This is a genomic window from Streptomyces sp. NPDC056948 (assembly GCF_042674225.1).
GTDB lineage: Bacteria > Actinomycetota > Actinomycetes > Streptomycetales > Streptomycetaceae > Streptomyces > Streptomyces purpurascens.
Genome location: NZ_JBHUQX010000263.1, coordinates 1 through 13,499 on the forward strand (window position 1 = coordinate 1; position 13,499 = coordinate 13,499).

At 68.2% G+C, this 13,499-nt stretch carries 15 protein-coding genes and 1 pseudogene; 5 read left to right on the forward strand and 11 right to left on the reverse strand.

Translation table 11 applies throughout. From position 1 onward, the window contains the following. Positions 1-432 precede the first annotated feature (432 nt). Positions 433-1,238: pseudogene (locus ACFTZL_RS28890) on the forward strand (IS5 family transposase). Between the two features lie 31 nt (positions 1,239-1,269). On the opposite strand, the gene ACFTZL_RS28895 reads toward ACFTZL_RS28890, so the two are convergent. Beyond that, positions 1,270-2,262: an aldo/keto reductase gene (locus ACFTZL_RS28895; protein ID WP_382588434.1), complete on the reverse strand. Its 993-nt coding sequence runs from the start codon at positions 2,260-2,262 to the stop codon at positions 1,270-1,272. Positions 2,263-2,386: 124 nt separating this feature from the next. Here ACFTZL_RS28895 and ACFTZL_RS28900 point away from each other — a divergent pair, with 124 nt between their 5' ends. Further along, complete coding sequence (locus ACFTZL_RS28900; RefSeq protein WP_193476888.1) at positions 2,387-3,007, forward strand: TetR family transcriptional regulator; 621 nt, start codon at positions 2,387-2,389, stop codon at positions 3,005-3,007. Positions 3,008-3,205: 198 nt separating this feature from the next. On the opposite strand, the gene ACFTZL_RS28905 is transcribed toward ACFTZL_RS28900, so the two are convergent. The 5 genes from ACFTZL_RS28905 to ACFTZL_RS28925 all read right to left on the reverse strand — a co-directional run bounded on the left by ACFTZL_RS28905 (position 3,206) and on the right by ACFTZL_RS28925 (position 6,493). Continuing rightward, positions 3,206-4,114, reverse strand: coding sequence for a squalene/phytoene synthase family protein (locus tag ACFTZL_RS28905; protein ID WP_382588437.1), 909 nt, complete (start codon positions 4,112-4,114; stop codon positions 3,206-3,208). 439 nt (positions 4,115-4,553) lie between these two features. Continuing rightward, positions 4,554-4,937: a DoxX family protein gene (locus tag ACFTZL_RS28910; RefSeq protein ID WP_382588438.1), complete on the reverse strand. Its 384-nt coding sequence runs from the start codon at positions 4,935-4,937 to the stop codon at positions 4,554-4,556. 57 nt (positions 4,938-4,994) lie between these two features. After that, the gene (locus ACFTZL_RS28915; RefSeq protein ID WP_382588440.1) at positions 4,995-5,240 is read right to left on the reverse strand and encodes a hypothetical protein; all 246 of its coding nucleotides are present in this window, start codon (positions 5,238-5,240) and stop codon (positions 4,995-4,997) included. A 4-nt stretch (positions 5,241-5,244) separates the two neighbouring features. Beyond that, on the reverse strand, positions 5,245-5,838 hold the full coding sequence (locus ACFTZL_RS28920) for an SDR family oxidoreductase (protein WP_382588442.1): 594 nt from the start codon (positions 5,836-5,838) through the stop codon (positions 5,245-5,247). 196 nt (positions 5,839-6,034) lie between these two features. Beyond that, positions 6,035-6,493 (reverse strand): nuclear transport factor 2 family protein, encoded by a 459-nt coding sequence (locus ACFTZL_RS28925; protein ID WP_382588444.1) that lies wholly within the window; start codon positions 6,491-6,493, stop codon positions 6,035-6,037. 105 nt (positions 6,494-6,598) lie between these two features. On the opposite strand from ACFTZL_RS28925, the gene ACFTZL_RS28930 reads away from it, so the two are divergent. After that, complete coding sequence (locus ACFTZL_RS28930; RefSeq protein ID WP_382588446.1) at positions 6,599-7,519, forward strand: LysR family transcriptional regulator; 921 nt, start codon at positions 6,599-6,601, stop codon at positions 7,517-7,519. A gap of 425 nt (positions 7,520-7,944) precedes the next feature. On the opposite strand, the gene ACFTZL_RS28935 is transcribed toward ACFTZL_RS28930, so the two are convergent. The 3 genes from ACFTZL_RS28935 to ACFTZL_RS28945 all read right to left on the reverse strand — a co-directional run bounded on the left by ACFTZL_RS28935 (position 7,945) and on the right by ACFTZL_RS28945 (position 10,111). Continuing rightward, positions 7,945-8,385 carry a VOC family protein gene (locus ACFTZL_RS28935; protein WP_382588448.1) on the reverse strand — a complete coding sequence of 147 codons (441 nt, stop codon included), beginning with the start codon at positions 8,383-8,385 and terminating at the stop codon, positions 7,945-7,947. A gap of 635 nt (positions 8,386-9,020) precedes the next feature. Next, on the reverse strand, positions 9,021-9,296 hold the full coding sequence (locus ACFTZL_RS28940) for a hypothetical protein (protein WP_382588450.1): 276 nt from the start codon (positions 9,294-9,296) through the stop codon (positions 9,021-9,023). Next, complete coding sequence (locus tag ACFTZL_RS28945; RefSeq protein ID WP_382588452.1) at positions 9,293-10,111, reverse strand: phytanoyl-CoA dioxygenase family protein; 819 nt, start codon at positions 10,109-10,111, stop codon at positions 9,293-9,295. Before ACFTZL_RS28945 ends, ACFTZL_RS28940 begins: the two co-directional genes overlap by 4 nt. 73 nt (positions 10,112-10,184) lie before the next feature. Between ACFTZL_RS28945 and ACFTZL_RS28950 the strand changes: the two genes are divergently transcribed. Next, the gene (locus ACFTZL_RS28950) at positions 10,185-10,979 is read left to right on the forward strand and encodes a helix-turn-helix domain-containing protein (RefSeq protein WP_382588454.1); all 795 of its coding nucleotides are present in this window, start codon (positions 10,185-10,187) and stop codon (positions 10,977-10,979) included. 214 nt (positions 10,980-11,193) lie between these two features. Here ACFTZL_RS28950 and ACFTZL_RS28955 read toward each other — a convergent pair whose 3' ends face one another. Further along, positions 11,194-11,568 carry an aldehyde dehydrogenase family protein gene (locus ACFTZL_RS28955; protein WP_382588460.1) on the reverse strand — a complete coding sequence of 125 codons (375 nt, stop codon included), beginning with the start codon at positions 11,566-11,568 and terminating at the stop codon, positions 11,194-11,196. A gap of 162 nt (positions 11,569-11,730) precedes the next feature. Between ACFTZL_RS28955 and ACFTZL_RS28960 the strand changes: the two genes are divergently transcribed. Further along, positions 11,731-12,633 carry an expansin EXLX1 family cellulose-binding protein gene (locus ACFTZL_RS28960; RefSeq protein ID WP_382588456.1) on the forward strand — a complete coding sequence of 301 codons (903 nt, stop codon included), beginning with the start codon at positions 11,731-11,733 and terminating at the stop codon, positions 12,631-12,633. Between the two features lie 283 nt (positions 12,634-12,916). Here ACFTZL_RS28960 and ACFTZL_RS28965 read toward each other — a convergent pair whose 3' ends face one another. After that, on the reverse strand, positions 12,917-13,066 hold the full coding sequence (locus ACFTZL_RS28965; RefSeq protein WP_382588458.1) for a hypothetical protein: 150 nt from the start codon (positions 13,064-13,066) through the stop codon (positions 12,917-12,919). Positions 13,067-13,499 lie beyond the last annotated feature (433 nt).

Here is a 13,499-nt window from a genome sequence, read left to right on the forward strand (position 1 = left end):
GCGCGGCGGCAGGGCCTGGGCGATGCCGCCGCGCTGGGCGTCATCGCTCGTGCCCGGCCCGGTGGTGAACCCGAAGCGAGTCCGGGTGGCCACGACCAGGCCATCGCTGCTGTCGGCCGGTCTTGCTGTGTGGACGCAGTTCGGGAGGCCACTACGCCGGCGAGGCCGCGTGGCTTGATCCCTGCGCGAGCGGGAGGCAGCGCGTGATTCAGGCGAGCGCTGCCTGCTCGCCAGGAGTAAGCCCGATCCAACGCGCTCGAGAAAGGGCGCTCGGCCACACTGGGTCCGGCGAAAGGAGCTTGGGTGGGCACTTCCGACGCGGACCTGTTCGTCGCCGGTGCCGGACTGGTCGAGGTCGCCGCATGATGGTGGCGTCCAATCCGAAGTCCTAAGACATCGTTTCTTATGACCCGATCGCGTGTTGAACCGGGCATGACGATTCCTGTTGAGCGGTTGGTACCGGACGAGTTGTGGGCTCTGTTCCGGTGGGTGGTGCCGCCCGCCGAGGTGAAGCGTCCACAGGGCGGGGGTCGGCGTCGAGCCGGTGACCGCGAGGCACTGGCCGCGATCATCTTCGTCGCGACCTCCGGCTGTACGTGGCGGCAGCTCCCGCCGGTGTTCGGTCCGGCCTGGCCGACGGTGTACCGGAGGTTCGCACAGTGGAGTCGGGACCGGGTCTGGGACCGGCTCTACCGCGTGGTCCTGGATGAACTCGGTGCTCTGGGTGAGCTGGACTGGTCGCGGTGCGCGATCGATTCGGTCAGCATCCGTGCAGTAAAAGGGGGATGCTGCCGGGACCGAATCGACCGATCGTGGCAAGTCACAAACGAAGATTCACCTGCTCACCGACCGGAACGGACTGCCGCTGTCGCTGGGCATCTCCGGAGCCAACATGCACGACAGCCAGGCCCTGGAACCGCTTGTGCGCGGCATCCCGCCCATTCGCTCCCGCCGCGGACCTCGGCGCAGAATCCCGGCGAAACTGCATGCGGACAAAGGCTACGACTACAAGCACCTGCGACGATGGCTCCGCAGCCGCGGCATACCCCACCGCACCGCCCGCAAGGGCATCGAGCCCTCGCAGCGGCTCGGCCGTCATCGATGGGTCGTTGAACGTACGGTTTCCTGGCTTGGCGGATGCCGTCGCCTACACCGCCGCTATGAACTAGCCCGAGCACTTCCTTGCCTTCGTCGGCATAGCCGCCGCTCTCATCTGCCACCGGCGCCTCACCACATAAACGGTGGAGAGGCGTTGTGGCGTCGGCGGGATCAGTCGGTGGTGAAGCTGGACAGAATCGCGGCCGGGAGGCGGCTGCCCGCCGAGCCGTGGGGGAGGATCTCGGTGATGTGGGCCATGTCAGCGTCAGTTAGCTGGACGCTGTCCGCGCCGGCGTTCTCCTCGAGACGCTTGGCACTGCGGGTGCCGGGGATGGGCACGATGTCCTGACCCTGGGCGAGGAGCCAGGCCAGCGCGAGTTGGGCGGTGGTGATGCCCTTGGCCGCGGCGAGACCCTTGAGCTGTTCGGTGGCGCGGAGGTTGTAAGTATAGTTCTCGCCCTGCCAGCGCTCGTCCCAGCTACGCATGTCGTCCGCGGGGTATTCACTCGCGGGCTTGACCGCCCCGGTCAGGAAGCCGCGGCCGAGCGGGGAGTAGGGCACCAAGCCGATGCCGAGCTCCCGCAGGACGGGAAGGATCTCCTCCTCCACCTCCCGCTCGAAGAGCGAGTACTCGTACTGGAGCACCGAGAGCGGGGTGACGGCGTGGGCGCGTCGGATGTACTGGGGGCCGACGTTGCTCAGGCCGAAGTACTTCACCTTGCCTTCGGTGATCAGATCGCCGACCACGCCCGCGACCTCCTCGACCGGAATGGTGGGGTCGGAGATGTGCTGGTAGAAGAGGTCGATGTGGTCGCTCTGCAGGTAGCGCAGGCTGTTCTCGGCGACCTTGCGGATGTTCTCGGGACGGCTGTTGAAGCCGGAGCCCAGCGGCTGGGTCGTCATGTCGAAGCCGAACTTGGTGGCGAGGACCACCTCGTCGCGGAAGTCGCGGACTGCCTTGCCCAGGAGGATTTCGTTACTGCCGGTACCGGCGCCGTACAGCTCGGCGGTGTCGAATAAGTCGATGCCGAGTTCGTGGGCGCGGCGGATGGTCGCGATGCTCTCGTCGTCGTTCGAGGCGCCGTAGGCCATGGACATGCCCATGGTCCCCAGGCCGAGCGCCGAGACGCGCAGACCCTGAGAGCCCAGATTGCGGTGCTGCATAAGTTCACTCCCTCGTATTTCGTCGGTTTCACCCACAGAGGCCAAACCGAACTGTTCCGTTTGACTGTACGCGCCGACCACCCCGACTACCAAACCGAACGGTTCGGTGCCCTATCCTGGGCCTATGTCCCAGTCCCGCGACTCCGGCCAGACCGCAGCGCCCACCGCCGGCGGCGACACCACGCGCGAGCGCATCCTTGCCGCTGCCATGGAGGAGTTCGCCGGCCACGGCATCGCCGGCGCCCGCGTGGACCGCATCGCCAAGCTCGCCAAAACCAGCAAAGAACGCGTCTACGCCTACTTCCGCAGCAAAGACGCGCTTTATGCCGCTGTTGCTGCACGGGAGTATGTCGTCATCGCCGAGGCCACCCAGATGGACCCGTCCGACCTTCCTGGCTACGCGGGCCGCCTGTTCGACTACTTCGTCGCCCGTCCAGACCACCACCGCCTGATCACCTGGGGCCGCCTCGAACTGCAGGGCACCACAGCCGGTGCCGACGATCCCGACCAGGCAGTGATCGCCCGCAAAATCGACCAGCTCCGCCAAGTGCAGCAGGCTGGACAGCTCGACCCCGCCTGGGACCCGGCCGACGTCCTCGCCCTGGTCAACCAGATCGCCATGACCTGGGCGTCGCAACCCGAACTCAGCAAGGCCGCCGCCGCACACGCCGTGGACCCCACCACCGCCGCCCGCCGTGCCGCGGTGGTGACCGCAGTCGAGCAGCTATTCCCCCGAGCGGTCTGAGTAACACCGGTTTCGGGCAGGGGACCTGCCCGCAACGGGGTACGTGCGCTCGTGACCGGAATCAGGCTCAGGATGCTGAGCCCCCGGGTATCCCTGCTCGCCAGCACCACCACCAACGGAACCTCAAAGGGATCCGTCCGACACCGTTCAGCGAGCGATCACGCAATAAGAAACTGCCTCTAAGGACAACAGGACGGTTCAGCCCTGTCTGCGAGCCCTTCGACGAGCGCCCAGCATCACTCGTAGCGAGCCCACCATCGGCGGTGATACGGACCCGCGCAGTAGCCGGGCGCCCTGCGCGAGCGCCGCGTCCGCAGTGAGCAGCTCGATCTCGACGACTGCCTCCAACAACACGCCGTTGCGGTTCGCGGTCAGGGCGGGCAGTTCCTTGGCCGTCAGCAGGGAGGTGCGCGCCGCTTCGATCTGGTGCTCCAACAATTCCCGTACGCCCGGCGATTGGCGCCCCTCCGCGAGGTCCCTCTCCGTCACCGAGAAGCGTGCCAGCGTTTCCGTCGGGATGCCCAGCCGCCCTTCCGCCAGGTCCTCGGCGAGATCGTTGACGAAGTCCAGCCGCTGACTGCCGTCGATGAACATCCGGCACCCGGCCCGGAAGTCCCCGTCTTCGTGCTCCGGCCTCAGCAGGGACGCGACCAGCATGAACGCGGGCAGCGAGTAGGCGTCCACATACGCCTGGTAGTCGGCCTCGGTGGCGAAGCCGGCGAACTCCAACTCGGCAGTGGCGGTGGCCAAATACCCCTCCACCACCTCCCGGAGCCGCGGGTACGCCGCCGCGGTGTGCAGCAGCGTACGGATCAGCGGATCGTCGCTCACCCCGCTGTCCAGCGCCTTACGCACCTCCTGCTCCCACGACCCCCACGCCGCGACTCGCTGTGGCTTCGGGCCGGTGTCCAGCAGGTTGTCCCCGTGATGCATCACTGCCGTCGCCGCCACCACATGGGGCAGCACCGCTTTCGGCAACAGCAGACGGGCCGCAAGGTATGAGGCACGTCTGAAACGCGCGACTGACTCCCGCTGGGCGCTGTAGTCCCGCCGGAGCTCCGGCTCCCGTATCCCCGCAGCATCCAAGCTCTGATTCCACGCACTCATGCGCCGATCGTAGGCAGGGCGAACGTGCCGGTCAGCCAGCCCAGCCGATGTCACGGACCTCGATCGCGCCGGCGTGCGGCATGTAGTGGATCCAGCAGCGGCGTCCGAACGTCTCCCGGCTCCCGCACCGTCCAGCGGTGCACGTCGTACTTGCGGGCCACAGCCCGGATCGGCAGTCCCTCGCTCCGCCAATCCCGGCGGATAGCCGAGAAGAGATCGGCCTTGGACTTCGGCCGCATCGGAGCCTCCTCACCGGTGGAAGCACATCAATGCTCCCACCGCAACAAGGACGGTGGGGCCAAACGCCCTCACATCCTCCTGCCGCCACCGCCGGTGGGGCCACTGCTGATTGCGGATCGGGGCCACAAACAACTGTCAAGGCCATCCGGCTCAGCCTGCTGTCGGTCTGTTGACCGCGCGAACGGTGCGACGGCCTCTGTCAGCTGCTGAAGGGCCAGGGGCCGAAGCGGCCCCACGCGATGAAGACGGCAAGCCCGAGATAGACCGTGTTCAGGAGCACCAGTTTGGGCTGACCGAGGCGGCCGTGGGTGATCATGGCGCCGACCATGAGGGCGATCCAGCAGGCCGCCGTCACCGGCACCATGACCGGTGCGATGTCGAGCACGGCGGGCAGGGTCAGGCCGATCGCCGCCAGGAGTTCGAGGATCCCGAGGGTCTTGATGAAGCTGGCGCTTGCGTCTTGCGTCCATTCCCCGCCGTGCTGCGCGGCCAGTCTCGCCTTGGGGATGAAGGTCTTGCTGATGCCGCCGGCCAGGGCGACCGCGGTCAGTAGTCCGGCGGCGATCCAAAGAGTGAGGTTCATGGGGGGACTCCCAGTCTTGTGTGAGGCGAGTGCCCTGTCGTGGGAATCGGCGGCGAATCAGCCGCCGAAGGCGGGTGCGTTGTCGCGTGCCCAGTCGGCGAAGGTGTGCGCGGGTCGGCCCAGCAGGTCTTCCACGGTGCTGGTGGTGGGTCCTGGGCGGCGGGCGTAGTCGGCCAGGGAGCCGAGCAGGCGGTCGGGGACCTCCTCGGGCAGCCCTTGCGCGAGCATGCCTTGACGTATGTGCTCCGGCGGGAGCTCCTGGAAGGACAGTGCCCGGCCGAGGGCGGCGCCGATGAGATGCACCTTCTCAACCTGGTCCAGTGACTGTCGCCCGGTCAGCGTGTGGATTGCCCCCGGGGGGAACGCTGCCGCGGAGGGCGCGTGCGGCGACCGCCGCGATGTCGGCTTCATGGATGGGCGAGGTGGCGGCTTGGCCGTACGCGCCGCGCACCACGTCACCGGACCTGATCTGCGGCGCCCAGGCCAGTGCATTGGCCGCGAAGTCGGCCAGGCGCAGGACTGTCCAGTCCAGGCCGGAGTTGCTGACGAGGTCCTCGGCGTGCTGGAACTGCGCGGCGAAGCGGGCTTGCCCCGCGGGATACTCCACGGTGGTGGCCGACAGCAGCACTACACGCTGCACGCCCTGCCTGACGGCGAGCCGCAGGAGTTCGCCAAGTCCCGGGCCGGTGGCGCGCGGGCTGATCTGCAGGGCTTCCACTCCTTCCAGCGCCGACTCGATCCACTGTGGGCGAAACAGGTCGCCGCTGAGGGCTTGGACGTCATCCGGGAGCGCGGCCGAGCCGGGACCGCGCGTGACCGCGGTGATGGCCGTGCTCTCCCGCAGCAGCAGGTTCATCACCTGACGCCCGACGATGCCGTTGGCTCCAGTGATCAGGATCATGACAGTCACTCCTCTACTCGATGCTGAGTTCGGTTGACGCGGAGGATGGAGGCACGCGCCAGTCTTCGGTCATGGCGAGCCGTTCCGATCGGGGTCGGGCGCTAAGAATGGGTGTCCACGGATTCGGGGAAGTGCGGTCGCCGCGTGATGCGGCCAGGGCTGTTGATGTGCCTCCCGGTCGGCCCGTCGGTGGTTGTCAGACCCGCCCATGCCCCGAGTGCCGGGGCGCTGAGCCCGTAAGCGGGGTGGAGTCGAGGTACCTGACCTCGTAGACGCGTTCGCTGAACTTCCAGCCGTCGGACGTGCGCTGATAACGGTCGTGATAGAGGGCGTAGTTCAGGTGCGAGCTGCCGTCGTGCATCCGCCCGAATTCCTGGATGTACACGCGCCCGGCCGCGGTGTCGCCGTCGAGCCGGATGACGCCGGGGTGGACGTTCTGCACAAAGAACTCCCACAGTCCTTGCCCCCACTCGATCCCCGCACGGATCTCCTCGCAGCCGATGAACTCCTTGTCGATGTGCGGCCATCGCATGGCGCCGTCGGGCGTGAACAGCGAGGCGACGCGGTCGAAGTCGCGCATCATCACAGCGTCGGTGACCTCGGCGCGCAGCTCCTCGATCTCGAAGCGATCGACGATGGCATGCATAGCGCTCATCGGGTTTCCCTGCCTTATCGATGCGTCGGTCAGGCGTCCGCCGCCTGCCCGGTGGGTGATGTGTCCAGCATCGATGCAGGTCAGCGGCGGAACAATGTAGAGTCCGTGGAGCTATCCATAACGTGGGAGTTATGTATGGAGCTGCGCGACATCGAGATCTTCCTGACACTGGCCGAAGAGCTGCACTTCGGCCGCACCGCCGAACGGCTTCACGTGTCCCAGGCCCGCGTCAGCCAGGCCATCCGCAGACAAGAACGCCGCCTCGGCGTGGCCCTGTTCGATCGCACCAGCCGACGCGTGGCCCTGACCCCTGTCGGCCGGCGCCTGTGTGAAGACCTCCAGCAGGCCCTCGACCTCCTCCACGCGGGACTCGCCCGCGCCCAAGCGGCCGGCCCGGGCGAGGGCCGGACCCTGCGGCTGGGCGTCTTCGGCCACGCCGGACACGAACTACGCCCCCTCGTCGACGCGTTCCGCACCCGCTACCCCGGCAGCGACATCCAGTTCGGCGAGATCAACGGCGCCGACGCGTTCACCGCCCTGCGCACCGGAGAGCACGACGCGCACGTGCTGTGGCTGCCCGTCGCCGAACCGGACCTCACCGTCGGCCCCACCGTGCTCACCGGAGGCCGCGTGCTGGCCGTGGCCGCAGACCATCCGCTCGCCCAACGCGGCACCGCGTCCCTGGAAGACCTCGCCGACAACCACGTAGTCGACCTCGGCCCCGAAGCCCCCGAGTACTGGGTCGCCTCCATGGTCCCCACCCGCACCCCGCTCGGCCGCCGTATCCCCCGCGGGCCCGCCGCGCGGACCTTCCACGAGATCCTCTCCCTGGTCGCTGCCGGACGCTGCGTCCACCCGCTGGGTGAAATCGCCGCGCGCTACAACAAGCCCCCCAACATCGTCTTCCTGCCCCTCCACGACGCCCCCACCCTCGAATGGGCGCTCACCTGGCGTACCACCGCTGACAGCCCCACCATCCGTGCACTGGCCCAAACCGCCGCCGACCTCGGCCCCATCAGCCTGTGACAGCGACCGGGGCACGCGGCCAACCCGGCCGCTACATCCACCACAGCCCCGCACTTGGCCCGCTGCCCCGACGACGAGTGGGCCCAGATGGTATTCGCCCAGCTCACCAGCGTGCCCGATCCAGATGATGTCCAGGAAGGCCAGACGCCGGGTGAGGCGGTTGATCACGTAGACGACGGACAGCTGCCCAGCACTACGGCGACCTCGTCCGTGTCGCGCTCATGGAAGCCAGGCCGGCCGGGCTGCACACCGTCCAGCTCGTTGCCGCTGAGCGCTCGGCGCTCTCGCTCGTGATTCGCGGACGGGATCGCCGTGCCGGGGAGCGGAGGTGGTACCAGGACGCGAGTGGGTCTTCTGCCAACAGGTTCGGCGCACGGCGTCGGAGTACCGGTCGGCCAACAACGAGCTGGGTTCTCAGCAAACACTCAGCGCAGTTGCTCGGCCAGTCCGACGATGATGCCCTCCGGGCCGCGCAAGTAGCAGAGCAGATAACTGTCCTCGAACCGGGCGATCTCGCCGACGAGTTCGGCGCCGTGAGAGCGCAGGCGGGCAACGGTGTCCTCGATGTCGTCGACGGCGAACATGGCGCGGTGCGTGCCCACAATGTTGTGCGGCCGGTTGCGCGGCCCGGCGCTGATCACCGCGGGGCTGCGGTACTTCGCCAGCTCGAGCCGGCTGTGACCGTCCGGGGTCCGGACCATCGCGATGTCACAGCGGACGCCGTCGAGTCCGGTGCACTGGTCGGCGAAGAGGCCCTCGACCTCCCCCCTGCCCTCCAGCTCCATGCCGAGTTCCACGAAGAACGCGATGGCGGCGTCCATGTCCTCGACCACGATGCCGACGTTGTCCATCCGCTGAACCGCCATGCCGGTCTCTCCTTCTTCCTCGTGCGGCCGGTGGTGGCCGCTGATGTCCCTGGGACGGAGCCGGTGGCACGTTCTCGACATCCGCAGACCGCCGAACTCCGAAAGATCTTCCTTCACCGTGACCCTTTCTCGGAACGGCAACTCCCGCCCCACTTCACGCACCCCCTTTCACCTGGTCTTCCGAGGTACTCAAACACTCAATGGCCAGCCATGCCCGCAACCGCCAGGATCAGCGGACCCAGATCGGGGCCTCCGCAGTGGCCCTCCCCTGAGGGTGAGAGCCTTCCGCCGCGCCGGTTTGTTGAGGAGACCCTGGCCCCCATCTCCGTTCTCGACGAGCAACTGCGCCATCTGTACGTCAACCCGGCGTGAGTGAAGGTCAGCGGTGTGCCCCCCTCCGCGTTCCTGGGACGAACGCTCGGGGAAGTGCTGCCACGGTTGACCAGCACGTACCACGCGCTCGTGTCCACGCCGGCCGCCTGCGCCGTCCCGGCGGCGCCCAAGGCGGTCAGGAGCGCCCCCATCAGGGCAGTGACCGCGGTGAGCACCCCCGTTCGCCTCCCGCATCGCCGCCACGGAAGCCAGGTCGTACACATGCCCATCATCGATGTCTCCTTCGCTGAGTGGGCAGCCCGTCAAGGGCGAGAGCTGTCCTCCACCTTCTCGAAGAAGAACTCGTGCTTGAGGAAGGAGACGTCGTACTCGTGACCGGCCTGAGGCGGCAGCAGTTGGGATGCCTGGAACAGGCGCCACCCGTCGTGCAGCGCGGCAAGCCCTGTGGGATAGGGCGGCTCGTCGCTGTCACCTGTCGTCGGGTGGGTACGGCCGGTCCCGTCGTATCGGGACCAGCCCACGACGTCGGAGTCCAGCGCCGACGTCGCGAGATAGAGGACCAGAACCTGCTGCTTCATGCGTGACTCCTCAGGGTCGGCCGGTTGCTGACGCGTGTGACCCAGTACTCGACATCGAACGAATCGTCACCGGTCAGGGCCCGCCACAGCAGGACCCGGTTGTAGATCTCCAGTCGGGCCGTGGCCTGCTCGTACCAGGGGAGGTACGTATTGAGTTCCGCGGTCACCGCAGGGTCGTGCAGGTCGGATACGTCCCACAGACGCACCTGCGGCACGGTCGGGTTGAGACGCAGTTTGTACATGTAGCGACGACCCGCGGTGTCATTGCGGCGGCCACCGTGCCAGATGCCGTGGTGCAGGAGAACGACCGTGCCTGCCGGGCAGGTCAGACGGGTCTGCCCCCTGAGGTTCTGGACGCGGCCGACGTCCGTCTCGTTGATCCTGCGCAGATGGCTTCCGGGCACACTGAGGGTGCCGCCCATCTCGGCGGTCACCTCGTGCGGGTAGTACATGAGCTGGATGTCGAACGCATCGGGCCGCACGTCGATGATCGCGTCTCCATGGAGCGGCTGCGCCTGTCCCTCGTGCGGCTCCCGCACATGAACCGCATGGTGGTCGACGGTCGGCTCGGGGCCGACCAGGCTCTCTACAGCGCCTGCGACGACCGGAAGGTCGAGCAGCTCGTGGACGAAGGTGTCCTTCGCGAACGCCCCGCCCAGCGGAGTGCCGTAGGCCACGTCCGGCAGGCCCTCGGACAAGGTCGCGATGGCCCGTTCATTGATCTCCTGCGGCACGACCCCGTCCAGGCGCAGGCATCCCTGCGCGACGAAGCGCGCCACCTGAACCGATGTCAGGAGTTGCTTGCTGGTTGACATGCGACGAACGTACGGGCAGGGTCCGGCTCGGTCGTGGGCTGAAATCGTCCAGTGCTGGTAATTTTCCATCCTCGTGAAACACACAACAGTACGGCTCGACGAGGCGCCCACCGTGGTTAATGCCGGCATCGGGGTGCACGGCGTCTCCAGCGCCCACGACGTCTTCCGGCTGCCCGACCTGTGGCAGCTGCACCTCTACAACTACGAGGGTGCTCTGTCCCTCGGGCAGTCGGTCCACCCCATACGCCCCGGGCACGTCAGCCTGGTGCCGCCGAACACCGAGGTGCACTTTCACTACCGGGGCAGGTCGGAGCATTTCTACGTCCATCTGCGGCTGCACGACGGCGGAACCGCGCGGGTGGTACCGGTGATGCAGGACGCCGCGACCGAGAGCCCACGCCTGGCCGATCTGCTCCGACACGCCGTGACGGCCATGCCGACTTCTCCCCCGCGAGCCACGGCCGAGGTCTGGACCGCTCTGTGGCGCATCGCCGAGTTGCCGAGGATCGATGGCGCCGGGCTTCGCCACCCTTTCGTGGCCGCCGCACGGGCCTACGTCGAGGAACACCTGGCCGGCCCGCTGTCCGTACCCGACGTCGCTCGCGCCGTCGGCATCTCCCACACACACCTGACGCGCGTGTTCCGTGCCGAGACCAGCCTCACGGTCGTGTCGTACATCCGGCACCGACGCCTTCAACGCGCCCGCCACCTCCTGTTGTCCTCCACCCTGTCCATCACAGCCATCGCCGCGGCCGTGGGCATCGCCGATCTCCAGGCTTTCAACAAGGCCTGCCGCCGTGAATTCGGCGCGAGTCCACGTGACGTACGTGCGGCCGGCCCTGCGGGGCTGGACGGCCGGGGACCGTAAGCGGTGCCGACGGACACCTGCCGCCGACCCGGCAAGGCGCGTCCACGAAGCCGGCCGTGCCCGATCCGTTCGGCCCGAGCCCGGCCAGGCCCCCGGCCCGAACGTCGGGATCGGGGACCTGCCACAGCCCACGCTCGGGAGGACAGGGCCTGCCGCGCAGGCGGATCACCGCGGGCGTGGCGAGGCGCCCCACGGTGGAGCAGCGCGGCCATGGTCAACGACGGCACGGCGGGCCCCCACACACTCCCGGCGGCCGTGGACACGCGGCACGGGACGGGGGGCGGCACGGCACGGCGGCGCTGGGCACAGCTGGAGCATCCGCCCGCCAACGCCCCATCACTCGGCTTCGAGGTCGCGGGTCCAGGCCGAGGCGGCGAGCCCGTATTCGGTGGCGTTCGCTCGCCATCCGCACCGCCTCGTTCTCCGAGGTGAAGGTTTGGACGGTGACGAACACTTGCCTGGTGAGCACGTCGCTGCCCGCCGGGGCCCGGCTGATCACGGTGGGCGAGTAGTAGGCACCGCGCGACGGCCGCCCATGCGGCAGCCCACCGGTGTGGATGTGGGCTCCTGCGGAGCGGGCGGCGCCCACCCCCGCTGCGACGCGGTCGAAGGCGGCCGCTGAGAAAGGCGTCGGCAACCCATTCGCTTCCTGCGGCCACTGAGCAGTGCACCATCAGCTCGATCTTCCGAACGGACAGGTATGAAGACAGCGAGGCAGGCCGCGCGCCGGCGCAGGCACAGACGCAGGTTCATGCTGGGCGCCACGTTGGCGGTGACCGCCGCGGGCGTTCTCGCCTACCTGGTCATGGGGTGGTTCCCCGACCGCAAGGCGGATACAGGGCCTGCCGCGGCCACACCCGTCGCCACCAGTCAGGTGAGAGCCACCACCGCGACCGACACGGCCACCCCGACCCCTTCGGGGACGCCGAGTGCGACCGGCGCCCCTGCTCCGACGGCCGCTGCGACCACCGCGCCAGCACGACCGTCGGCCACAGGCACCCCGCAGTCCCCGCGAACGGCGTCGACCACAGCATCGTCGGCAGGGCGGATTCGGCCCGGCACCACCTACACCGGGGTCGCCACCGCCTACGAAGCCGAGGACGGCAACGGCGCCTGCCTGTTCGGCCCGAGTCCCGACCTCATGATCGCGGCCATGAACACCACGGACTACGAGACGTCCAGGGCATGCGGCGCGTACGTGCTCGTCCGCGCGGCCAACGGCAAGTCGATCACGGTACGGATCACCAACGAATGCCCCCTGCCCTGCGCACCCGGGCAACTCGACCTCAGCCAAGAGGCCTTCGCCAAGCTCGCCGACCTCAAGGTCGGCCGGATCCCGATCACCTGGCAGCTGTTGAGCCCCAGCACGTCCGACACGATCTCCATCAGATACAAGACCGGGTCCAGCCCCTATTGGTGCGGCATCCAGGCAATCGGCCACCGGAACCCGGTCGCGCACCTGGAGGTCAAGACCGGCGACGGCTGGCGGCAGTTGCCCCGCACCGAATACAACTACTTCCTTTCCGCCAACGGCAGCGGGTGCGGCAACTCGATCAGGATCACGGACATCTACGGAGAACGCCTGACCGTCACCGGGATCGCGCTGCGGGCGAACGTCGTGCAACCGACCGGGGTTCAGTTCGCCCGGCACTGACGCCGCCCTCCGCCTGCACACCCCTCCCGCGGGACCGACGGGACGTCGGGGCGGACGCCGGGCTGCGCACCACCACGGCGTCCGCGCCGGAGAGGGCGAGAGCGGAGAGCAGGACGAGTGCGCACGCCGGGCCGAGTACGGTCCAGGGCGCCGGTTCCGGACAGCCGGGGCAGCATGGCCGCGACCGTCAGCAGCGCGGTCCCGGTGGCGAGGCGGCCGAGGCCCGCGCACCCCACCGGGACGGGGCGGCCTCCTTACCGACCGACGTGACGCTCATCGGCCGCTACGTCAGGTGGGTGTCGACGTCGATCAGGGAGCGCTCACGAGGGTCGAGGAGAACACCCTCGACATCGATGGCGATGCCCTGGACGACCTTCTCGTGGACCGGCGGTACCACGGCGTCGGTGCGCAGGATCTCCGACTCGGCCGACATGATCTTCTGCCGGCCTTCGTCGTGTCGGCACCGGAGTCCTGGACGGGCATCTGGGCGATGTACGGGTTGATCCAGGCGGAGACGCGCGCGAGTTGTCGAAGCGCATCGACGCTGCGCGATTGCCGCTAACAAGCTATCAATGACCCAGCCGGTAGAAACTTTCTTCGCGCAGGACCTCTTGTTTCGCACGAAACATGTCCATCAGCTTCCCATCGAAGTGAAGCGCTTCGCTACTCCGCGGAGAGGGCCGTCCCCATGACGCACGAGGTGAACCGCCAAAGCTTCGTAGGCGCGGCGGCCCCGGAGGACCTTGGCGCACCCTCATGGCGACCGTCCCTGCGAGGGAACGTACGAGAGAAAGCGCCAGTGTCCTCGCCCGCACCCTCGCCAACCGTCCTGGGACCACCGGCTCCGGGGTACAGAACGAGGCTTC